The sequence below is a fragment of the Arthrobacter sp. SAFR-179 genome, from assembly GCF_059414945.1.
This window is the reverse complement of record NZ_JBPFDM010000001.1, coordinates 432720-454454: the sequence shown is the minus strand read 5'-3', so window position 1 is coordinate 454454 and position 21735 is coordinate 432720. Positions and strand designations below refer to the sequence as shown.

Below are 21735 nucleotides of genomic sequence, written 5' to 3'. Positions count from 1 at the left end.
GATGCGGAAGGGGACGCAGTAGTGGGCGACGCCGGGGACGACGGCGGAGCCGGGTTTGGCGAGGCGGTGCAGGAGGCCAGGGCCAGGGCCGACAGGGCCAGGAGGAGGGGGAAGGTTTTGGCGGGACTGGTTTTGGCGGCGCTGTGACGCGTGGGGAACGGGGCCATCAATACGATGCTACCCCTGCACTAGACTTGAACCACCCGTTCGCCAGCCGGCGCAGCCTGTGAGCGGCATCAGCCAGCGGCAAACCGGACAGTAAGGAAACGTGTGAAGATCGACTTCGCGTCATCGAGGCAGTCAACCCTCGGTGTTGAGTGGGAGCTTGCCCTGGTGGACGGAAAGACGGGCGAGCTCGCTTCCGTGGCCAACCAGGTGCTCCGCGGCGTGGCGTCGCGCCACCCGGAACTCAACGAAGACGACGAACATCCGCACATCAAGCAGGAACTGCTGCTGAATACGGTGGAACTGGTTACCGGCATCTGCGAGACAGCGGCCGAGGCCAAGGAGGACCTTAGCCGGTCCGTCGCTGCCGTCCGTGAAATCACCGATCCCATGGGCGTGGAGCTGTTCTGCGCCGGCAGCCACCCGTTCAGCCCGCCGCAGCTGCAGCCGGTGACGGACAAGGCGCGGTACGCCAAACTGATCGACCGCACCCAGTGGTGGGGCCGGCAGATGGTCATTTACGGCGTCCACGTGCACGTGGGCCTGGACCGCCGGGACAAGGCACTGCCCGTCCTGGACGGCCTGGTCAACTACTTCCCGCACTTCCAGGCGCTCTCCGCGTCCAGCCCGTTCTGGGGCGGCGAGGACACCGGCTACGCCTCCCAGCGCGCGCTGATGTTCCAGCAGCTTCCCACCGCCGGCCTGCCCTTCCAGTTCAAGTCCTGGGAGGAATACGAGTCCTACGTGCAGGACATGACCACCACCGGCGTCATCGACACCATCTCGGAGATCCGCTGGGACATCAGGCCGGTGCCTGCCCTCGGGACCATCGAGATGCGCATCTGCGACGGCCTGGCCACGCTGGAGGAAGTGGGCGCCATCGCAGCCCTCACCCAGTGCCTGGTGGACGAGTTCTCCACTACCCTGGACAACGGCGGCACCATCCCCACCATGCCGCCGTGGCACGTGCAGGAGAACAAGTGGCGCGCCGCCCGCTACGGCATGGACGCCATCATCATCCTTGACGCCGCAGGCCGGGAGCAGCTGGTCACCGAGCACCTGTTGGAGACGCTGAACCGGCTGGAGCCCGTCGCGGCCAAGCTTCACTGCCTGGACGAGCTCGCCGACGTCGAGAAAATCATCCGCCGCGGCGCCGGGTACCAGCGGCAGCGCCGCGTTGCCGCGGAGAACGGCGGAAATCTCCAAGCCGTGGTCCTGGACCTGGTCAAGCAGATGCGGAACGGCCCCACCGCCTGACTTGCTCCCCGTCTTACGTGGCCCCTTGGCTCACGTGCCCCCTTGGAAACGGGGCACTTCGACACGGACACGCCGGCCGCCGTCGTGATGTACGACGGCGACGCTCCCAAAGTGCCCCGCGACGGGTTGGGCGGGCCTACTGCCGCCGGGCCTACTGGCGTCAGGCCGGGAGAGATACCGAGGTGACCGGCATGGACGAGTCCGGGGCGAAGCCGATTCCGCTGGGTTCCACGCCGGCCATCACCAGCTGCGCGCCAAGGGCCGCCACCATGGCGCCGTTGTCCGTGCAGAGGTCCAGGGGCGGCACGTGCAGCCGGATGCCGGCGGAGGCGCAGCGCTGCCCGGTCAGTTCGCGCAGGCGTGAGTTCGCGGCCACGCCGCCGCCCAGCAGGACATCCCGGATGCCGTGCTCACGGCAGGCCAGCACCGCCTTGGATGAGATCACGTCCACCACGGCTTCCTGGAAGGCGGCCGCGATGTCAGCCACCGGGATCTCCTCCCCACGGGCCTCGAACTGCTCCACGCACCGGGCCACCGCCGTCTTGAGGCCGCTGAAGGACCAGTCATACCGGTGCGGCCCAGGCTCCTCCGCCGTGCCCATGTACTTGGGCTGGGTGAGGCCGCGGGGAAAGCGGATGGCCTTGGGGTTGCCCCCGCGGGCCACCTTGTCGATGGCGGGGCCGCCCGGGTAACCAAGGCCCAGGATGCGTGCCACTTTGTCGTAGGCCTCGCCGGCGGCGTCGTCGATGGTGGAACCCAGGAGCTCCACGTCGCTGGTGATGCTGCTGATCCGCAGGATTTCGGTGTGTCCGCCGGAGACCAGCAGGGCGCCCAGGTTCTCCGGCAGCTCCTGCTTCCGCCCGCTGGCGCGGTCGTCCAGGAGTCCCACGCCAACGTGCGCCACCAGGTGGTTGATGGCGTACAGCGGCTTTCCGGTGGCGACGGCGAGCGCCTTGGCAGCGCAGACGCCCACCATCAGTGCGCCGGCCAGCCCGGGCCCGGAGGTCACGGCGATGGCGTCCACCTCGTCAAGGCTCACTCCGGCGTCTGCCAGTGCCTGCTCCAGGCTGGGGACGAACGCGTCCAGGTGGGCCCGCGAAGCGATCTCGGGAATGACGCCGCCGAACCGGACGTGCTCGTCCATGGAGGAAGAGACGGTGTTGGTGAGGAGGGTGGTGCCGCGGACGATGCCGACGCCGGTTTCGTCGCAGGATGATTCGATGCCCAGCACCAGGGGCTGTGAGCGGTTCATGGCTGGCCTTCCTCCGTTGCGTGTTGGCCATCAGTTTCGGGTTCGGCGAGCTGGAGCCGCATGATCAGGGCGTCCACCCCGTCGCGGTAGTAGCGGGGCCGGATGTGGATCTGCTCGAAACCGAACCGCACGTACAGCTGCTGCGCCCGCGGGTTGTCGGCGCGGACTTCGAGCAGGACGTCGGCCGCACCGCGGTGCCTGGCCTCCCCGATCAGTTGCGTGAGCAGGGTGCTGCCAATGCCGCGCCCCTCATAGTCAGGGACGACGGCGATGGTCTGGATGTCCGCGATGGGCTCGATGCACATCAGCCCGGCATAGCCCACAATGCCGTCGCTGGTCTCCGCCACGAGGTAGCGGCGGGTCTCCGGCTGGGAGAGCTCGTCGATGAACATCTGCACGGGCCAGGCGTCAATCGGGAACAGCTGCTGCTCCAGCGCGCCGACGCCGGGCACATCATCCAGGGTCATGTCGCGGACGGTGACACCTGCCATGCGGGGTGCCGGGTGGGTACTCACAGCGCCCGCTTCCGTGGTCCGGGAACCTGGGCATCGGATTCGCGCAGGTACAGGGGTGTGGTGTCCGGCAGGGTATCCCCCGCAGCCAGCCTGGCCAGGGCGAACTGGCCAAGGTACAGCGCGTCAGGCTGCTCCGCGGCGAACTCCGGATGGGCCTGCAGGACGTCTTCGTAGAGCCCGGCACCGGCGCCGAATGCGGGCAGGTCCGGCAGGCCGGCGGCGAATCCGACATGCGGGCCGTCCTCCAGCTGCGGCAACTGGCCGTCGTCCAGGCTGTAGCGGGCCCAGTAGACCTCTTTCCGGCGGGCATCGGTCACCACCAGGAACTCTGGGACGGCCGCAGTGGATTCGGCCACCTCCAGCGCCACCGCGTCCAGGCTCATCAGTCCGTGCAGGGGCTTGCCCCAGACAAACGCGAGTGTCCGTGCCGTGGCAATGCCCGAGCGCAGCCCGGTGAAGGGGCCGGGACCTACCCCTACCACCAGCGCATCGATGTCCTGCCCGGTGACGCCGGCGTCCGCCAGCATGGCGTGGATGCCCGGCGCGAGGACCTCCGCATGGCTGCGGGTGTCCTCGGTGGCGAAACTGGCCAGCACGCCTTCCGGGGCTTCATTGGACAGCAGCGCCGCGCTGGCCACTGCAGAGGTGTCAATCGCGAGGATCAGCATGGGACGTTCCCTCCCTTCCCGCCCAATTCCGGGGCACTTGCCCACCGCGGCCCGTACCCGCGCATCACAATGGTGCGGGGCTCGTCGGTGTCCTCGCCGTCGAAGTCCAGGGTCACGCCTCCGGCTCCACTGCCCGGGGTATCAAGCCCGATGGCACGGAGGAGGTCGATTTCCAGCCGGCTGTCGCTCAGGTGCTCCACCCGTTCATGCCCCCACTCCACCACCGTTACGGACGAGTCCATGGTGTTTTCGAGGTCGATGTCGTCGATCTCCGCCGCCGAACCCAGCCGGTACGCGTCCACGTGCACCAGGTCCGGGCCGCCGGGACGCGGGCCATCCGGCAGGTTGGGATGGATCCGGACCAGGACAAACGTGGGCGAGATGATGCCGGCGCGGACGCCCAGCCCCTCGCCCAGGCCCTGCGTGAAAGTCGTCTTACCGGCACCCAGTTCGCCGGAAAGCACCAGCAGGTCCCCGGCCCGCAGTACCTCCGCCAAACGTGCGCCGAACGCGTGCGTCTGGTCCGCCGTCGTCGCCGTGAATGTCTTTTCCCAGTTGGCGGCCTGGTTGGCGGCCAACTCTTCGGGCGCGCTCACGACGCCCCCGCCGTGCCGGGCAGGCCCACCAGGCCCTGGTTGTTGCCCGCCGGCTCGTCCTCATTGATGAAGCGGCGCGGAACACGGGGGCTGATCCGGGTCACGATTTCGTAGTTGATGGTTCCGGCGGCGCGGGCCCAGTCCTCCGCGGTGGGTCCGCCGTCGGCACCGTCCCCAAACAGTTCCGCTTCCGTGCCCTGCAGGGCGGTCCCGGATGCCTCCGGCCCAAGGTCGATGACCATCTGGTCCATGGCGATCCGGCCTACCACCGGGTAGGTCTTCCCGCCTACGCGGACGGGCCCGCCGGTGGCGATCCGGGGGACGCCGTCGGCGTAGCCCATGGGAATCAGGGCCAAGGTGCTCGGTGTCCGTGTGCGGTAATGCAGGCCGTAGGAGACGCCCTGTCCCTCGGGGACTTCCTTGCACTGCGACACCAGGGTGCGCAGCGTCATGGCGGGGCGGAGGCCAAGTTCTGCGGAGGTCTGGCCGTCAAACGGCGAAAGCCCGTAGATGCCCAGGCCAACCCTGACCAGGTCGAAGTGGGTGTCCGGCCGGGACAGGGTGGCGGGGGTGTTGGCGAGGTGCCGGACCTCGGGGTCCACGCCCGCATCCTCGGCGATGGCCAGCGCCTCCCTGAAGGCAGCCAGCTGTTCGTCCGTCTCGGGCCGCTCCGGCTCGTCTGCCACGGCCAGGTGGGAGAAGATGCCCACCACCCGCAGCAGGCCTTGGTCCTGGTACTCCACGGCCTCCCCCACCAGGCGGTCCCAGGCCTCGGGAGTGGCTCCGTTGCGTCCCAGGCCGGTATCCACCTTGAGGTGCACCCGTGCCGGGCGCTCCTGTTCACGGGCCGCGGCCACGATGCGTTCCAGCTCCCAGCCGGAGCAGCCAATGTCGACGCCGGCGGCCACGGCGGCGCCAAAGTTGCTGTCCGTGGTGTGCAGCCAGGCGAGGAGCGGCGCGTCGATGCCGGCGGCGCGCAGCGCGAGGGCCTCGGAAATGTGGGCCACGCCGAGCCACGCGGCACCGGCCTGCAGGGCTGCGCGGGCGACTGGAACGGCGCCGTGCCCGTACGCATCCGCCTTGACCACTGCCATCACTTTCGCGGGGGAAGCTGCGGCGGCAAGCCGGCGGACGTTGTGCCGGACGGCGTCCAGGTCGATCACGGCGGACCGCTCGTGGCGGGGGTCCTGCCCGGAGGCAGCGCTGAATTCACCGGTTGTTGCGGGGTAAGTCACCTAAGTGATTCTAGTGCGGGCACTTCGCGCCGAATAATCAGGGCCTCCAGCACTCCCTAGGCATCCGACAGGTGCGCGATGGTGGCGGCCGCCCGGCGCTGGGCTGCCAGCGGCACGTCTTCGATGATGTCCGCGAGGAACCCGAAGCGCCGCAGCCACTGGCTTGTCTGCCGTTCCGGACGGGCATTGGCGCGCCTCCACCAGTCGGCAATGTCGCCCCAGCCGGGAGCCGCCAGCGAGCCTCCCACCTCCTGCACCGCCAGGGCGGCGCACAGGTTGGCGAACCGCAGCCTGTCCCCCAGCGGCCAGCCGGCCAGCGTTCCCACAATGAACGCCGCGTCGAAGCAGTCCCCGGCTCCGGTGGGATCGTGTGCCTTGACCGGAAGCGACGGGACCCATTCTTCCTCACCGGTTTCCGAGTCCACGGCCATGGCGCCCTGCGGGCCCAGGGTCACTACAGCCACCGGGACACGGTCAGCAAGCGCATAGAGGGCACTCCACGGATTGTCCTTGCCCGTGAACGCCATGGCCTCGCGCTGGTTGGGCAGGAAGGCGTAGAAGTACTGCAGGTTCTCGAGCCGCACCGGGGCCCATTCCCCGCTGGGGTCCCACCCGACATCCCCGAACAGTTTCACCCCGGCGGCATGGGCTGCCCGGGCCCACGGCTCCACTTCCAGGCCCACCTCGGCAATGCCGGCGAGCGCCTTGGGCGGGTCCCCGATCAGCTCGGAGTTCGTCACCGGGGCGGAGTGTCCGTGGGTCACCAGGGAACGGTCCTGGTCCACGCACAGGGACACCGTTACAGGCGAGTGCCAGCCCGGGACGCGGCGGGAAAGGCTGAGGTCAACGTGTTCCTGGCCGGAGAGGATCTTCCAGTTGAAGTCCCCGTAGCCGTCGTCCCCGAACGCGGCAGCCAACCCCGTGCGCAGCCCCAGCCTGGCAGCGGCGATGGCCTGGTTCGCCACTCCGCCGGGGCAACTGCCCATGCCGTCGCTCCAGATTTCCGTGCCGGGTTCGGGCCCGTGGGGCAGGCCGGTGAAGATGATGTCCTGGAACACGGTTCCGGCCAGCAGGAGGTCGAATCCAGGTTCCAGGGGTGAACGGACGGCAGCCAGGGGGTCAAAGGGGCGTGCGGGGATGGCGTCCATAGTGCGCAGGATACGCCGGGCCACACTGCTGCGGTAGGGGCCTTGGACAGGTGTGGACGGGCTGTCGGAGGCTGGTCCTAGACTGCAGGTATGCGGCTTCTGATTGCCGGCGGCGGGGGTTTCCGGGTTCCGTTGATATTCCGGGCCCTGGTGTCCGGCCGCTTTTCCGGGCTGGTCACCGAACTGGTGCTGTACGACGTCGATTCCGCCCGCCTTGATGCCGTCACGGCGGTGCTGGACAGTATGCCCGGGGGTGATGGTGCCTGCCTTCCGGTCCGTACCACCACCAGTCTTTCCGATGCCCTGTCCGGCACGGACATGGTGTTCGCGGCGATCCGGCCGGGCGGCACGGCGGGGCGCGTGGCGGACGAGAAGGTGGCGCAGGACCTGGGGCTGCTGGGCCAGGAAACCACGGGCGCCGGGGGAATTGCCTACGCCTTGCGGACCATTCCGCACATGTTGCACCTTGCCGGGCTGATGCGGGAACACTGCCCGGAGGCGTGGCTGATCAACTTCACCAACCCGGCCGGAATGGTCACCGAGGCGCTGGTTCCGGTCCTGGGGTCCCGGGTCATCGGGATCTGTGACTCTGCCGGCGGGCTGGTGCAGCGCGCGGCGGCCGCTGCCCTCGTGCTGTTGCCGGAGGGGCGGCTCGACGGCGTGGGCTACTACGGGCTGAACCACCTGGGCTGGCTGTACCAGCTGGAGTCCGGCGGCCGGGACGTGCTGCCTGCCCTGTTGGCGGACGCCGGGGCGCTCCAGTCGTTCGAGGAAGGCCGGCTCTTCCCGCAGACGTTCCTGGCCGAACTGGGCATGCTTCCCAACGAGTACCTGTACTACTACTACCAACGCGACGCAGCCCGGCTGGCCATGCAGGCAATGGCGCAGACCCGCGGCGAAAGCATCCACCGCCAGCAGCAGGAGCTGTATCCCCGGCTGGCCTCTGCGGGGCCCGACGCCTACCGGTTGTGGGAGGAGGCGCGGCGCTCCCGCGAGGAGGGCTACCTCGCTGAGGCGCGGCACGACGGCGAGCGCCGGGCCGAGGAGGACCTGGCCGGCGGGGGCTATGAGCGGGTTGCGCTGGCGGCCATGCGTGCACTGGCCGGCGGCGGGGACACCCAACTGGTCCTGAACACCCGGAACACGCCGGCGCCCGCCGGGCAACCCGAAGCCCACCCGCCCGCGTCCCCCACGGCTGCAGCAGCCGCTCCCCCACCCGCCATTCCCGGCCTTCCCGCCGACGCCGTCGTCGAGGTTCCCTGTACCGTGACCGGCACCGGGGCGGTCCCGCTGCCGCAGCAGGCACCGGCCGGCCCGCCGCTGGGCCTGCTCCAGCGGGTCAAGGAGGTGGAACGGCTCGTGGTCCGCGCGGCCACCACCGGCAACCGTGACGCGGCAGTGGAGGCCTTCGCCCGGCACCCGCTCGTGGATTCGCCGGACCTGGCGGCGAAGCTCCTGGCGGGTTACGAGCAGGCTTTCCCGGCGTTGGGGAAGATGTGGCAGGGCGGCAGGCGTTAGGGGAAGGAGTAATGTTTTATCGAATGCGCACTGAGCCGGCTCCCCTCACACCTGCCGGCTGCCGGAAGGAGGTCCCGTGGCACTGATCCGCAGGGTCGCGTTACTCTCCCTCCACACCTCCCCCATGGAACAGCCGGGCTCCGGTGACGCCGGCGGAATGAACGTCTACATCCGCGAGCTGGCGTCCGCGCTTGCCGAGGCGGGTGTGGAGGTGGAGATCTTCACGCGCGCCACCTCAGCCGACCAGCCCGCCGTCGAACACCCCGATCCGGGTGTGTGCGTGCACAACGTCCTGGCCGGCCCGCCCCGGAAGATCGCCAAAGAGGAGCTTCCCGGGCTGCTGCATGCCATGGTGGCCCAGATCGAGCAGATCCGGCGCCGCCAGCCGCACGGCCGCTACGATGTGATCCATTCGCATTACTGGGTGTCCGGGATCGCCGGCCTGGAACTGTCCGAGCTGTGGGGCGTGCCGCTGGTGCACACCATGCACACCATGGCCAAAGTCAAGAACCTGCTGCTGGAGTCCGGCGAACAGCCCGAGCCCCGGCGGCGTGAGGTGGGCGAGCACCGCATCGTGGACGGCGCGGCCAGGCTTATTGCCAACACCAGCTCGGAAGCAGCCGAACTCGTCTCCCACTACGGCGCCACCTACGACCGCATCGACATCGCCCCTCCCGGCGTGGACCTGGCCACCTTCACCCCCGCATTCCGTGCACGGTCCCGGGCGCAGCACGGCATCAGCCCGGAGACCTTCCACCTGGTGTTCGCCGGCCGCATCCAGCGGCTGAAAGGCCCGCACGTCCTGGTCAAGGCGGCAGCGCTGCTGCGGAAACGCCGCCCGGACATCGATCTGCGCGTCACCATCCTGGGCGCCTTGAGCGGCAACAAGGAATTCAACCTGCGCTGCCTGGTTGCGGAGGCAGGAATGGACGACGTCGTCACGCAGCTCCCGCCCGTGAAGGCACCTGAGCTGGCGTCCTGGTTCCGCGCGGCGGACGTTGTGGTGATGCCGTCCTTCAGCGAGTCCTTCGGGCTCGTGGCGCTCGAGGCGCAGGCCTGCGGCACGCCCGTGGTCGCCACCCGGGTAGGCGGGCTTTCCCGCGCCATTTTCCACGGCCGGACCGGCCTGCTGGTGGACGGGCACCACGCAGCCGACTGGGCAGATGCCCTGGAAGCCCTGTACGACGATCCCGCCACCCGCGAGGACCTGGGCCGGGCCGCCGCCATCCGGGCCCAGAACTCCGGCTGGCAGCGCACCGCTGCCATCACGCTGGAAAGCTACCACGCCGCCGTCGAGAACATTGTGGGCCTCCGCCTGGCCCCGGTGATTCCCGCTTCCTGATTTTCCTTCGCCGGCGCCCTGGGTGCTGTTAGCTTAGGGGCATGCCTCCGGCGCCTGCCGGTGCAGGAATGGACTGCGCAGGACGAACTGCGTGGGAAAGGACAAGGATGTCTGCTCTCCCTTCTGATCTTGAGATAGCCCGGGCCGCCCGGATTCGGCCGATCGCGGACGTCGCCGCTGCCGCAGGGGTGAACCCGGAAGCCCTGGAGCAGTACGGGCGGTACAAGGCCAAGATTGATCCGGCCAGGCTGGCAGCGCCGGCGCCCTACGGCAAAGTGGTACTGGTATCCGCTATGTCACCGACCCCGGCGGGTGAGGGCAAATCCACCACCACCGTGGGTCTGGCGGATTCCCTGGCCCGGGCCGGCCGGAAGGTGATGATCGCGCTGCGGGAGCCCTCGCTGGGTCCGGTCCTGGGGATGAAGGGCGGTGCCACCGGCGGCGGCTATTCACAGGTGCTGCCCATGGATGAGATCAACCTGCACTTCACCGGCGACTTCCACGCCATCACATCGGCCAACAACGCCCTCATGGCTCTGGTAGACAACCACATCTACCAGGGCAACGCACTGAATATCGATCCCCGCCGGATGACGTTCAAGCGCGTGCTGGACATGAACGACCGGGCCCTGCGGGAGGTGGTCATTGGTCTGGGCGGGCCGTCGCAGGGCGTGCCTCGGCAGGACGGGTTCGACATCACGGTGGCCTCCGAGGTTATGGCCGTTTTCTGCCTGGCCAAGGACCTGGCCGATCTGCGGTCGCGGCTGGGCCGCATTACTTTCGGCTACACGTATGACCGGGTGCCCGTGACGGTCGCGGACCTTGGGGTGGAGGGCGCCTTGACGCTGCTCCTGAAGGAGGCCATCAAACCCAACCTGGTCCAGACCATCGCCGGTACGCCGGCCCTGGTCCACGGCGGTCCCTTTGCGAACATCGCCCATGGCTGCAATTCACTGATTGCCACGCAGACCGCGCGTCGGCTCGCTGACATTGTGGTCACAGAGGCCGGTTTCGGCGCGGACCTCGGGGCGGAGAAGTTCATGGACATCAAGGCGCGGTACGGGAGCCTGGCGCCGTCCGCCGTCGTGGTAGTGGCCACCGTTCGGGCCCTGAAGATGCAGGGCGGGATGGCAAAGAACCAGCTGGCCCAGCCGGATGTAGCTGCGCTCGAAGCGGGGGTGGCAAACCTGCGCCGGCATGTGCGGAACGTGGAGAAGTTCGGGGTAACGCCCGTGGTGGCGATCAACAGGTTCTCCTCCGATTCCCAGGAGGAACTCGACTGGCTGCTGGCATGGTGTGCTGCCGAAGGCGTAGCCGCCGCCGTGGCCGACGTGTGGGGGCGGGGCGGCGGCGGCGACGGCGGTGACGAGCTGGCGGCCCTGGTGCTGCAGGCGGCAGAGGGACCCAACAGCTTCCGGCACCTCTACGCCCTGGGGCTGCCGGTGGAGGACAAGATCCGGACCATTGCCCAGGAGATCTACGGCGCGGACGGCGTTGACTTCTCGGTGCCGGCTTTGAAGCGGCTGGCCGACATCGAACGCAACGGCTGGAGCGGACTGCCGGTATGCATGGCCAAGACGCAGTACTCCTTCACGGACGATGCCTCCCGGCTCGGGGCCCCGAAGGGCTTCACCATCCACGTCCGCGACCTGCTGCCCAAGACCGGTGCGGGCTTCATCGTGGCTCTGACCGGGGCCGTGATGACCATGCCCGGCCTCCCCGCCGTCCCGGCCGCCCTGCGCATGGACGTGGACGCGGACGGCAACCCCGTGGGCCTCACCTGAACCCCCGCTCACCTTTGACACTAAATACCCCAACGCCCGCTCACCTCTGGCAGGCCTCCCTCAAACGCCCGCTCACCTTTCGCAGCCCTTCCCCCAACGCCCGCTCACCTCTGGCACCCCAGGGAGCGACGGCAGAGATGGGATGACGTTTCAGCCTGTGGATAACTCCACACGTGCCGGCACCGTTTGCATAAGAATGCAGTATGCGATCCCGTCTGCCCTTACCTCCGCATCTGGCGAACAGACCTTTCACGGTTGAGAGCTCCAAGAGCGCCGGACTGGACCACAACCGCCTGCGCGGCGCCGACATCGAACACGTCAGCCGGGGCCTCTACCGCCCTGCTGCATGGGACTTCTGCCTCGGGGAGGCCGCCCGTGCTTTATCAGAAGCGACACCCGGAGCATGGATTTCCCATGTCACAGCGGCTCGCCTCCACAGTTCTCTCCTGCCCGCCTGGCTGTCAGACTCGAGCGAGCTGCATCTCAGCAAGCCAACGGCGCTTCCCGGAGCCCGCAGGAAAGGTATCCACGGCCATCGGGTCATTGTGAAGCCTGGCGAGGTGGAGTTCGTCGAGGGGATGTGGATCAGCACACGGGCACGCACGTGGCTGGACATGGCGAGGCTTCTGCCTCTGGAAGACATGGTGGCCATGGCGGACCACTTGGTTCGACTGCCCCGTCCCGAACTGGAGGGTCGGGAGGACGCTTACTCAACGGTTGAGGAACTTCGGGGCATGATTGCCCGTCATCCAAATCTTCAAGGGGTTGTGCGTGCGAGGCAGGCACTGGAACTAGTGCGGGTTGGATCGGACTCTGCGCCCGAGACCTTCCTCCGGTTGGCCATGTTGGACGCAGGTCTTCCGACGCCGGAGTTGCAGCTGCCACTTCGCCCTGGAGACCCAAGATCGCCCTCTGCCGACCTCGGCTTTCGACAGCGAAGAACTGCGATCCAGTACGACGGCGGCCACCACCTTCTGGAAGCACAGCGCCTGAGCGATCGGCGAAGGGACAAGGCCTTCGAAGCGGCCGGGTGGACGGTCATCGTCGTCGACAAGACCGATCAGAAGGACGGATTCGCTGCCGCTATCAAGAAGATCAAGCTAGCGATGTGGAATTCCGTGGCCGATGCGAGCGTCACGTCGGGATTTGCGAAGGAAGGCTGAACGACGCGGGAGGTACCCTGAGCGTCTTTAGTACTCAATTCGCTGCCATCGGACAGCCTGACCATGCTCTTCGCCGCTTTGACGAAACCACTGGCCAAAGAGAAGGTGACCGAGCGTTTCCAAAAACCCGACAAAGGTGAGCGGACGTCGCTTGTGAACCGACCAAAGTTGAGCAGGCGTTGCTAGACAACAGACCAGACGTGAAGCGGGCGTGTCCAGAAAAGCCGCCAAAAGTGAGCGGGCGTGTCCAGAAAAGCCGCCAAAAGTGAGCGGGCGTCGCCGGGAAACGTGTCAGAGGTGAGCGGGCGTGTTAACCGGCGGCGCTCCCCCACCCCGGAGGGTGAGGGAGCGCCCGGATCGACAGAAAACGGAGGTTTAGCGCTCCAGGTCTCCGCGGATGAAGGCTTCCACCTTTTCGCGGGCGAGGTCGTCGTTGAACTGCTCGGGCGGGGACTTCATGAAGTAGCTTGAAGCCGAGAGCAGCGGGCCGCCGATGCCGCGGTCCAGGCCGATCTTGGCAGCGCGGATCGCGTCGATGATCACACCGGCGGAGTTCGGCGAGTCCCAGACCTCCAGCTTGTACTCCAGCGACACGGGGGCGTCACCGAAGTTGCGGCCCTCCAGGCGCACGAACGCCCACTTGCGGTCATCGAGCCACTGCACGTAGTCGGACGGGCCGATGTGCACATCCTTGGCAGCCAGTTCGGCTTCCACGTTGGAGGTCACGGCCTGGGTCTTGGAGATCTTCTTGGACTCCAGCCGGTCACGCTCCAGCATGTTCTTGAAGTCCATGTTGCCGCCGACGTTCAGCTGGTATGTCCGGTCCAGGGTCACTCCGCGGTCCTCGAACAGCTTGGCCATGACGCGGTGCGTGATAGTGGCACCGATCTGGCTCTTGATGTCGTCACCGACGATCGGAACACCGGCGGCGGTGAACTTGTCAGCCCACTCCTTGGTCCCGGCAATGAAGACCGGCAGGGCGTTGACGAAGGCAACGCCGGCGTCGATCGCGGCCTGGGCGTAGAACTCCGCCGCCTGCTGGGAACCGACGGGCAGGTAGCAGACCAGGACGTCAACCTTGGCGTCCTTGAGTGCCTGGACCACGTCCACGGGCTCTTCAGTGGATTCCTCGATGGTCTCGAGGTAGTACTTGCCCAGCCCGTCAAGGGTGTGGCCGCGCTGGACGGTGACACCGGTGGGCGGGACGTCGGCGATCTTGATGGTGTTGTTCTCGCTGGCCAGGATGGCGTCGGAAAGGTCGACGCCGACCTTCTTGCCGTCAACATCGAACGCGGCGACGAACTGAACATCGCCCACGTGGTACTGGCCAAACTCAACGTGCATCAGGCCGGGAACGGTCTCAGCGGGATCGGCATCCTTGTAGTACTGGACGCCCTGCACCAGCGAGGCGGCGCAGTTGCCCACGCCAACGATTGCAACACGGATCGGATGTGAAGACACAGAACTCCTTTGGGGACAAACGTCAGCCCGCCGGGTTTGCCTCGCAGAAAGTACGACGGCGGCCGGCTGGCACGGCGCCGCGCGGCGCCCTTTCATACTACCCAACGCAGCGGGACCGGGCGCGGTTGCGCCCGGTCCCGTCACGTAGAATCATCCGTCAGGCGTTTTGCTTCCAGAGGTTGATGTCCGACTCCACCGCGAATTCGTCGATGGCGGTCAGTTCGTCATCGGAGAAGCTGAGGTTGTTGATGGCGGACAGGCTGTCCTCCAACTGCCGGACACTTGAGGCGCCGATCAGGGCGGAGGTGACGGGCGATCCCTTGGGTTGGTCCCGCAGGATCCATGCGATGGCCAACTGGGCCAGGGACTGTCCGCGGCCCTCGGCGATCTTCCGCAGCCCGCGGACGCGGTCCAGTTTCTCCTCGGTGATGGAGTCCTCCGAGAGGAAGCGGGCCTTGGCTGCCCGGGAGTCTTCGGGGATGCCGTGGAGGTAACGGTCCGTGAGCATGCCCTGTGCCAGGGGCGAGAAGGCGATGGATCCGGCGCCCACCTGGTCCAGCACCTCGTACAGGTTTGGCGAGCCATCCTCGGTCCAGCGGTTGAGCATGGAGTAGCTGGGCTGGTGGATCAGCAGCGGCGTACCCAGTTCCTTGAGGATGCGGGCGGCCTCGAGGGTCTGCTCGGGCGTGTAGGAGGAGATGCCGGCGTACAGTGCCTTGCCGGAGCGGACGGCGTAGTCCAGGGCACCCATGGTCTCTTCCATGGGAGTCTCCGGATCGGGCCGGTGGCTGTAGAAGATGTCCACGTACTCCAGGCCCATGCGCTGCAGGGACTGGTCCAGGCTGGAGATCAGGTACTTGCGGGAACCCCATTCGCCGTAGGGTCCGGGCCACATGTAGTAGCCGGCCTTCGTGGAGATGACCAGTTCGTCGCGGTACGGCTTGAAGTCGTCCCGCAGGTGCCGGCCAAAGTTGGTTTCGGCGGACCCGTCCGGCGGGCCGTAGTTGTTGGCAAGATCGAAGTGGTTGACGCCGAGGTCGAAGGCGCGGCGAAGGATGTCCCGCTGTTCCTCGAAGCGCTTGTCGTCGCCAAAGTTGTGCCACAGTCCCAGGGAGATCGCCGGGAGTTTGAGGCCGCTGCGGCCCACGCGGCGGTAGGGCATTGATTCGTAGCGGTTGTCCGCTGCTGAATAAGTCATACATTCCATCCTGCCAGTTGTGACGTGGACAACACGCCGAATGTTAGCGCTCAGCAGAAAAAGTTACGCCGCGGACCAAGTCCGCGGCGCAACCCTTCGTTTCAGGACTTGAGGATCGCGGCGCTCCAGGGCGCCAGGTCCAGGGATCCGCTGTCCAGGGCGGTTCCTTCGTCCGTGGCCAGCAGGACGCTGCCGGAGGCTTCGTCCAACCGGACCTTCGAGTCCGAGAAATTCACCAGCACCTCAACGCTGCCCCGCCGGAACCGAAGCCAGCCGGCCTCGTCATCGAACGACACTTCCGTCTCGCCAAAGCCGAGCCCCGCCAGCTCCGAATGCTCACGGCGCAGCGCCGTCAGCGCCCGGTACAGCCCCAAAAGCCGCGCGTGGTCGCCGTTGGAGGCCTCGGCCCAGTCCAGCTTGGACCGGCGGAAGGTTTCCGGGTCCTGCGGGTCGGGCACGACGGCGGGATCCCACCCCATGCGCTCAAACTCCTTGATGCGTCCTTCCGCGGTGGCCTTCCCGAGCTCAGGTTCCGGGTGGGACGTGAAGAACTGCCACGGCGTGGTGGCGCCGTATTCCTCGCCCATGAACAGCATGGGCGTGAACGGCGATGTCAGTGTGAGGACCGCGGCCACGGCGAGCTGTCCGTAGGACAGGGACTGCGAGAGCCTGTCCCCGGTGGCGCGGTTGCCGATTTGGTCGTGGTTCTGGTTGCAGACCACCAGCGCCGCCGGGTGCGCCAGGGCGGCGTTAATGGGCCGGCCGTGATGGCGTCCACGGAAGCTGGAGTAGCTGCCGTCGTGCAGGAACCCGTCTTTCAGCACCTTGGCCATCACGGCCAGGGACTCGAAGTCCGAGTAGTAGCCGGTGGTCTCGCCGCTGACGCTGACGTGCACCGCGTGGTGGAAGTCATCGCTCCACTGCCCGGCCAGCCCGTACCCGTTGGTGTCCCGGGGATAGATCAGGCGCGGGTTGTTGAGGTCCGATTCCGCGATGAGCGTCTTGGGCAGCCCTGTCTCGGCCGAGATGGCGTCGCCCAAAGCCCCCAGCTCCTCCAGGATGTGCACCGCGCGTTCATCCTTCAGGGCATGCACGGCGTCGAGGCGGAGCCCGTCCACGTGGTGGTCGCGCAGCCAGAGGGCAGCGTTGTCCAGGATGTATTCGCGGACCACGTCCGAGCCGGGCCCGTCCAGGTTCACGGAGTCGCCCCAGGTGTTGGCGTCCCCCTGCTTCATGTACGGGCCGAACTTGGGCAGGTAGTTCCCGCTGGGGCCGAGGTGGTTGTACACCACGTCCTGGATGACGCCCAGCCCTGCGGCGTGGGCGGCATCCACGAAACGCTGGTACGCCGACGGCCCGCCGTAGCCTTCGTGCACGGTGTACCACTGGACACCGTCGTAGCCCCAGTTGTGGGTGCCGTTGAAGCCGTTGACGGGCAGCAGCTCCACGAAGCCGATGCCCAGGTCCGCCAGGTAGCCCAGCTTCTCCACGGCCGCGTCCAGGGTTCCTTCGGGGGTGAAGGTGCCTACGTGGAGTTCGTAAATCACCGCACCCTGCAGGTCCTTGCCGCGCCAGCCCGAATCCTGCCATGGATAGGCTGCGGGATCGTAGGTCCTGGACTGCTCATGCACGCCAGCGGGGAGTCGCCGGGACCTGGGATCCGGAATGGGGGTGGTGTCCCCGTCCAGCAGATAGCCGTAGTCCACGTCACCGTCTGCAGGAGCGTCCGGGGCGGTCCACCACCCTTCTGCTCCCGGCTCCGTGTCCTTCGCCAGCATGGGGTACTGCCGGCCGTTGGCCAGCAGGATGACGGACGTGGCGTCCGGCGCCCAGACGTCGAAGCGTTCGGGTCCAACGTTGACCAGGGTCATGCCTTTTCTCCATCCGCGGGTACCAGCAGGGCCACCGGGTAGGTACCCAGGACCTCTGCCACCGAAACCTGGCCGGGCCCGTAGCTGGCGCCCGTCAGTTCGTCCCGCATCGTGGTGGAAAGGTCGACGGCGGTGTCCCGCCACCCCCCGCCGGCTTCCAGTCCGGCGGGGAGCCGGGTGGCAAGAGTGAGCGCGCCAGAGGAGGCGTCGACTCCCCGGCTGAAGGCGAGCAGGTGCTCCGCTGCGGCGCCGGTGGCGGCCACCGGCGTGTATCCCTGGAAGAGCTCCGGCCGCTCCCGGCGCAGGCGGAGGGCCCGCGAGGTGACCAAGAGCTTGCTGGCCTCGGTGCCTGCGTCCGGCAAGGTGCCGGCGTCGAGCTTTGCCAACTCCGCCTGCCGGGCGCCAAAGTCCACCGGACGGCGGTTGTCCGGGTCGGTCAGCGAGCGTTCCCAGAACTCGCTGCCCTGGTACACGTCCGGCACGCCGGGCATGGTCAGCTGGACCAGTTTGGCGGATACCGAGTTGGCGGCGGAGTAGGCGTCGATGCGGGCCACGAAGTCGGCCACCACCTTGGCAACCTGGTCGTTGTCGAAGGCTGCATCCACTGCGGCTTTTACTGACGCCTCGAATTCCTCGTTGGGGTCGGTCCACTTGGTGGAGTTGCCGGCCTCCCGGGCCGCCTTCTCGGCGTAGCCCTGCAGCCGCTCCCGGCTGGCAGGCCAGGCGCCGATGATTGCCTGCCACAGCAGGTTCTCGTACGGGCCGTCAGGGATCGGCGCCAGCCCGCGAAGGGTCTCCAGCGTTTCCGCCCACTCCTGCGGCAGCTCGGCAAGAACGGATATCCGCGCCCGGGCATCCTCACTGCGCTTGGTGTCGTGCGTGGACAGGGTGGTCATGGACAGCGGCAGGTCCTGCTGGCGCCGCTGCATCCGGTTGTGGAATTCCTCCGGCGCCACCGCGAACTCAGTGGGTTCGGCGCCCACCTCGGTCAGGGTGCCCAGCCGGGTGTAGCGGTAGAAAGCGGTGTCCTCCACGCCTTTGGCCATGACCATGCCGGAGGTCTGCTGGAACCGGATGGCAATGGGATTGGCAGGATCCAGCAGCAGCGGAAGGAGGGTTCCCACCGCCACGTCCAGGTCCGGCCGGTGCGCGGCGGCTGACTCGCAGGCCTCCTTGAGGACGTCGGCGCCCACCGGCAGGTAGGACCTGTACACGGGGAAGGACGCGATGATCTCGGCGATGGCGTCGGCTGCCTGGTCCAGCTCCAGCCCGTAGGACTCCGGAACCAGCCGGGCCAGCCGCAGCACCTCAGAGCGCAGGATGCCGTCGGCGATCATGCGTTTCGTGCCGCGGATCATTTCGGCATAGTCCGCGGGCTGAGCGGTACCGCGCAGCCGGGCATCCAGTGCGTCCAGCGCCTGCTGCCCTGCCGGATCAACGAAGACCCGGTCCACGTCCGCTAGGGCGTCGTATCCGGTGGTGCCCTCGCACGCGAACTCCTGCGGGAGCACTTCCCCGGGTTCAAGGATCTTCTCCACCAGGACGTACGCGCCGCCGCTGAGGTCCTTGAGCCAGCGAAGGTAGCCTGCGGGATCGGCCAGGCCGTCCGGGTGGTCCACGCGGAGCCCGTCCACCAGGCCCTCGGTGAACCAGCGGCCCACCTCGGCATGGGCCTCTTCGAAGACGGACGGCACCTCAACGCGGATACCGGCGAGCGTGGTGACGGCAAAGAAGCGCCGGTAGTTCAGCTCGGCGTCGGCACGGCGCCAGTCCATCAGCTGGTAATGCTGGCGGCTGTGCACCTCCTGCGGAGAGTCACCTTCCTTGTACGAGCCCTCGGCCAAGGGGAACCGGTGGTCGTAGTAGCGGAGTTCGCCATCCTTGACCTCCAGCTTGTCCAGGTCAGCGTCGGAGCCCAGCATGGGCAGCCGGACCTTTCCGCCGCCCAGGTCCCAGTCGACGTCGAATGCTTCGGCGTAAGGCGATTCGCGGCCTTCCTTGAGGAGGGACCACCACCAGGGGTTCTGCGGCGGGGATGCCACGCCCACATGGTTGGGCACAATGTCCACCAAAACGCCCATGCCGTGTTCGCGGGCCGCCCTGGACAGGGCCAGCAGCCCTTCCGGGCCACCACGGTCAGGGTCCACGGCGGAGGGGTCGGTCACGTCATAGCCGTGGTCCGAGCCCTTCTCCGCGGTGAGGATTGGCGACAGGTACACCCAGTCAACGCCCAGGTCCTTCAGGTACGGGACCTGTGCGGCGGCATCGAACAGGGTGAAGCTGCTGCGGATCTGAAAACGGTATGTGGAGACAGGGGTCCTCATGCCTTCGTTGCCTTTGCCTCGCTTGCTTCCGCGGCCTTGGTCTGGGCTTCCACCATCTCCTCCTGGGCTTCCTCATGCTCGGCCATTGAGGCCAGGGAAGCCGCAGCGGAAAGGTCCACTTCTTCCTCGGGGCCGGAGTAGGCGCGCAGCACCACCATCGACTTCGCTTCCAGCGTCAGCGTCGCCTTCGCCTTGAGGGGCTCGTAGGCATCGGCCTGCTTGGCCGTATCAATCAGTACCTCCCAGTACTGGGAGTACTCGTCCGAGGGCAGGCAGAAGTCCACAACGTCGTCGTGCGCGTTGAAGGCCATGATGAAGCTGTCGTCGGTGATGCGCCGGCCGCGGGAATCCTGTTCCTGGATGCCGTCACCGTTGTAGAACACACCGATGGTCCGGCCAAACCCGCTTCCCCAGTCCTCCGGCAGCATTTCGGTGCCGTCGGTCTTCAGCCAGACGATGTCCGGCAGCTTCTCGCCTTCGCCGCGGCGTACCGGGCGGCCGTCAAAGAAGCGGCTGCGGCGGAACGTGGGGTGGTCGTGGCGGAGCTTGTTGACGAAGGCGGTGAACTCCACCAGCGGCTGGTCCATGGCTTCCCAGTGGATCCAGCTAAGCTCGGAGTCCTGGCAGTAGGTGTTGTTGTTGCCCTGCTGGGTGCGGCCGAGTTCGTCGCCGTGCAGCAGCATGGGCACGCCCTGGGAAAGCAGGAGGGTGGCGATGAAGTTGCGCTGCTGGCGGGCGCGCAGGGTCAGGACCTTGTCGTCGTCTGTGTCGCCTTCAACGCCGCAGTTCCAGGACCGGTTGTGCGATTCGCCGTCGTTGTTGCCTTCGCCGTTGGCCTCGTTGTGCTTCTCGTTGTAGGAGACCAGGTCGCGCATGGTGAAACCGTCGTGGGCGGTGACGAAGTTGATCGAGGCCACCGGGCGGCGGGCCGAGCTTTCGTACAGGTCTGCAGAGCCGGTCAGCCGGGAAGCGAATTCACCCAGGGTGGAGGGCTCGCCGCGCCAGAAGTCGCGGACGGTGTCGCGGTACTTGCCGTTCCATTCCGTCCACTGCGGCGGGAAGTTGCCCACCTGGTAGCCGCCGGGGCCAACGTCCCACGGCTCGGCGATCAGCTTGACCTGGGAGACTACGGGGTCCTGCTGGATGAGTTCGAAGAAGGTGGAGAGCTTGTCCACGTCGTAGAACTCGCGGGCCAGGGTGGAGGCGAGGTCGAAGCGGAAGCCGTCCACGTGCATCTCGGTGACCCAATAACGCAGGGAGTCCATGAGCAGCTGGAGGGAGTGCGGGTGGCGCACGTTCAGCGAGTTGCCGGTGCCCGTGTAGTCCATATAGTGCTTGAGGTCGTTGTCCACCAGGCGGTAGTAGGCCTGGTTGTCGATGCCCTTGAAGGACAGCGTGGGGCCCAGGTGGTTGCCTTCGGCGGTGTGGTTGTAGACGACGTCGAGGATTACTTCGATGCCGGCGCGGTGCAGGTCGCGGACCATGGCCTTGAATTCCTGGACCTGGTGCCCGACGTCGCCGGTGGAGCTGTAGGTGTTCTGCGGGGCGAAGAAGCCGATGGTGTTGTAGCCCCAGTAGTTGTTGAGGCCCTTTTCCACCAGGGTGCCGTCGTTGACGAACTGGTGGACCGGCATGAGCTCGATGGCGGTAACGCCGAGCTTCTTCATGTGGTCGATGACCGCGGGGTGGGCCACGCCGGCGTAGGTGCCGCGCTGCTCTTCGGGGATCTCCGGGTGCAGTTCGGTGAGGCCCTTGACGTGGGCTTCGTAGATCACCGACTGGTGGTACGGGATCTTCAGCTGGCGGTCGCCGTCCCATTCGAAGAAGGGGTTGATGACCACGCCGTGCATGGTGTGCGGGGCCGAGTCGGCGTCGTTGCGGGAATCGGGGTCACCGAATTCGTAGGAGAAGAGCGCGGGATCCCAGTCGATCTGGCCCTGGACGGCCTTGGCGTAAGGGTCCATCAGCAGCTTGTTCGGGTTGAAGCGGTTGCCGCTGGCGGGGTCGTAAGGGCCGTGCACGCGGTAGCCGTACTTCTGGCCGGGCTGGATGTGCGGCAGGTAGCAGTGCCACACGTAGCCGTCCACCTCGGTCAGTTCGATCCTGGTTTCGGTCAGGTCATCGGACAGGAGGCAGAGTTCCACCCGCTCGGCCCGTTCGCTGAACAGGGCGAAATTGGTGCCGGTGCCGTCAAAGGTAGCTCCCAGCGGGTAGGCATTTCCAGGCCAGACTTCCATC

16 protein-coding genes are annotated in these 21735 nt (G+C 67.2%); 5 read left to right on the top strand and 11 right to left on the bottom strand.

What is annotated here, in order from left to right:
• Window positions 1-270 precede the first annotated feature (270 nt).
• Complete coding sequence (locus tag ACR65K_RS02315; RefSeq protein WP_056334424.1) at window positions 271-1422, top strand: glutamate--cysteine ligase; 1152 nt, start codon at window positions 271-273, stop codon at window positions 1420-1422.
• Window positions 1423-1582: 160 nt separating this feature from the next.
• On the opposite strand, the gene tsaD is transcribed toward ACR65K_RS02315, so the two are convergent.
• From tsaD to ACR65K_RS02285, 6 genes are read right to left on the bottom strand one after another with little or no spacing between them, the layout of a single operon-like run.
• The gene (gene tsaD, locus ACR65K_RS02310; protein ID WP_440151192.1) at window positions 1583-2674 is read right to left on the bottom strand and encodes a tRNA (adenosine(37)-N6)-threonylcarbamoyltransferase complex transferase subunit TsaD; all 1092 of its coding nucleotides are present in this window, start codon (window positions 2672-2674) and stop codon (window positions 1583-1585) included.
• On the bottom strand, window positions 2671-3165 hold the full coding sequence (rimI, locus tag ACR65K_RS02305; RefSeq protein ID WP_440151457.1) for a ribosomal protein S18-alanine N-acetyltransferase: 495 nt from the start codon (window positions 3163-3165) through the stop codon (window positions 2671-2673). Before rimI ends, tsaD begins: the two co-directional genes overlap by 4 nt.
• A 20-nt stretch (window positions 3166-3185) precedes the next feature.
• The gene (gene tsaB, locus ACR65K_RS02300; RefSeq protein WP_440151191.1) at window positions 3186-3857 is read right to left on the bottom strand and encodes a tRNA (adenosine(37)-N6)-threonylcarbamoyltransferase complex dimerization subunit type 1 TsaB; all 672 of its coding nucleotides are present in this window, start codon (window positions 3855-3857) and stop codon (window positions 3186-3188) included.
• Window positions 3851-4453, bottom strand: coding sequence for a tRNA (adenosine(37)-N6)-threonylcarbamoyltransferase complex ATPase subunit type 1 TsaE (gene tsaE, locus ACR65K_RS02295; RefSeq protein WP_440151190.1), 603 nt, complete (start codon window positions 4451-4453; stop codon window positions 3851-3853). The genes tsaB and tsaE overlap by 7 nt, the downstream gene beginning before the upstream one ends.
• On the bottom strand, window positions 4450-5688 hold the full coding sequence (alr, locus tag ACR65K_RS02290) for an alanine racemase (RefSeq protein ID WP_440151189.1): 1239 nt from the start codon (window positions 5686-5688) through the stop codon (window positions 4450-4452). Before alr ends, tsaE begins: the two co-directional genes overlap by 4 nt.
• 56 nt (window positions 5689-5744) lie before the next feature.
• On the bottom strand, window positions 5745-6836 hold the full coding sequence (locus ACR65K_RS02285; protein WP_440151188.1) for a carbohydrate kinase family protein: 1092 nt from the start codon (window positions 6834-6836) through the stop codon (window positions 5745-5747).
• A 90-nt stretch (window positions 6837-6926) separates the two neighbouring features.
• Between ACR65K_RS02285 and ACR65K_RS02280 the strand changes: the two genes are divergently transcribed.
• The 4 genes from ACR65K_RS02280 to ACR65K_RS02265 all read left to right on the top strand — a co-directional run bounded on the left by ACR65K_RS02280 (window position 6927) and on the right by ACR65K_RS02265 (window position 12643).
• Entirely contained in the window at window positions 6927-8354 is a 1428-nt protein-coding gene (locus ACR65K_RS02280; protein WP_440151187.1) for a family 4 glycosyl hydrolase, read from the top strand.
• Window positions 8355-8430: 76 nt separating this feature from the next.
• On the top strand, window positions 8431-9696 hold the full coding sequence (gene mshA, locus ACR65K_RS02275; protein WP_440151186.1) for a D-inositol-3-phosphate glycosyltransferase: 1266 nt from the start codon (window positions 8431-8433) through the stop codon (window positions 9694-9696).
• Window positions 9697-9803: 107 nt separating this feature from the next.
• On the top strand, window positions 9804-11480 hold the full coding sequence (locus ACR65K_RS02270; RefSeq protein ID WP_440151185.1) for a formate--tetrahydrofolate ligase: 1677 nt from the start codon (window positions 9804-9806) through the stop codon (window positions 11478-11480).
• Window positions 11481-11683: 203 nt separating this feature from the next.
• Window positions 11684-12643: a hypothetical protein gene (locus tag ACR65K_RS02265; RefSeq protein WP_440151184.1), complete on the top strand. Its 960-nt coding sequence runs from the start codon at window positions 11684-11686 to the stop codon at window positions 12641-12643.
• Window positions 12644-13018: 375 nt separating this feature from the next.
• Here the strand turns inward: ACR65K_RS02265 and ACR65K_RS02260 are convergent, their stop codons facing one another.
• From ACR65K_RS02260 to glgX, 5 genes are all read right to left on the bottom strand, one after another.
• Window positions 13019-14104 (bottom strand): inositol-3-phosphate synthase, encoded by a 1086-nt coding sequence (locus ACR65K_RS02260; RefSeq protein ID WP_440151183.1) that lies wholly within the window; start codon window positions 14102-14104, stop codon window positions 13019-13021.
• A 157-nt stretch (window positions 14105-14261) separates the two neighbouring features.
• Window positions 14262-15302, bottom strand: a complete 1041-nt coding sequence (mgrA, locus tag ACR65K_RS02255) for an L-glyceraldehyde 3-phosphate reductase (protein WP_440151182.1) — start codon at window positions 15300-15302, stop codon at window positions 14262-14264.
• A gap of 101 nt (window positions 15303-15403) precedes the next feature.
• Window positions 15404-17173: a malto-oligosyltrehalose trehalohydrolase gene (gene treZ, locus ACR65K_RS02250; RefSeq protein ID WP_440151181.1), complete on the bottom strand. Its 1770-nt coding sequence runs from the start codon at window positions 17171-17173 to the stop codon at window positions 15404-15406.
• Complete coding sequence (treY, locus tag ACR65K_RS02245; protein ID WP_440151180.1) at window positions 17170-19497, bottom strand: malto-oligosyltrehalose synthase; 2328 nt, start codon at window positions 19495-19497, stop codon at window positions 17170-17172. The genes treZ and treY overlap by 4 nt, the downstream gene beginning before the upstream one ends.
• Complete coding sequence (glgX, locus tag ACR65K_RS02240) at window positions 19494-21734, bottom strand: glycogen debranching protein GlgX (RefSeq protein ID WP_056334388.1); 2241 nt, start codon at window positions 21732-21734, stop codon at window positions 19494-19496. The genes treY and glgX overlap by 4 nt, the downstream gene beginning before the upstream one ends.
• Window position 21735 lies beyond the last annotated feature (1 nt).

What these genes read in the sequence shown, in the direction of transcription:
- tsaD (WP_440151192.1), bottom strand. Translation starts at nt 2,674, where the DNA reads ATGAACCGCTCACAGCCCCTGGTGCTGGGCATCGAATCATCCTGCGAC.
- rimI (WP_440151457.1), bottom strand. Translation starts at nt 3,165, where the DNA reads ATGGCAGGTGTCACCGTCCGCGACATGACCCTGGATGATGTGCCCGGC.
- tsaB (WP_440151191.1), bottom strand. Translation starts at nt 3,857, where the DNA reads ATGCTGATCCTCGCGATTGACACCTCTGCAGTGGCCAGCGCGGCGCTG.
- ACR65K_RS02285 (WP_440151188.1), bottom strand. Translation starts at nt 6,836, where the DNA reads ATGGACGCCATCCCCGCACGCCCCTTTGACCCCCTGGCTGCCGTCCGT.
- ACR65K_RS02280 (WP_440151187.1), top strand. Translation starts at nt 6,927, where the DNA reads ATGCGGCTTCTGATTGCCGGCGGCGGGGGTTTCCGGGTTCCGTTGATA.
- ACR65K_RS02270 (WP_440151185.1), top strand. Translation starts at nt 9,804, where the DNA reads ATGTCTGCTCTCCCTTCTGATCTTGAGATAGCCCGGGCCGCCCGGATT.
- ACR65K_RS02265 (WP_440151184.1), top strand. Translation starts at nt 11,684, where the DNA reads ATGCGATCCCGTCTGCCCTTACCTCCGCATCTGGCGAACAGACCTTTC.
- mgrA (WP_440151182.1), bottom strand. Translation starts at nt 15,302, where the DNA reads ATGACTTATTCAGCAGCGGACAACCGCTACGAATCAATGCCCTACCGC.
- treZ (WP_440151181.1), bottom strand. Translation starts at nt 17,173, where the DNA reads ATGACCCTGGTCAACGTTGGACCCGAACGCTTCGACGTCTGGGCGCCG.
- treY (WP_440151180.1), bottom strand. Translation starts at nt 19,497, where the DNA reads ATGAGGACCCCTGTCTCCACATACCGTTTTCAGATCCGCAGCAGCTTC.
- glgX (WP_056334388.1), bottom strand. Translation starts at nt 21,734, where the DNA reads ATGGAAGTCTGGCCTGGAAATGCCTACCCGCTGGGAGCTACCTTTGAC.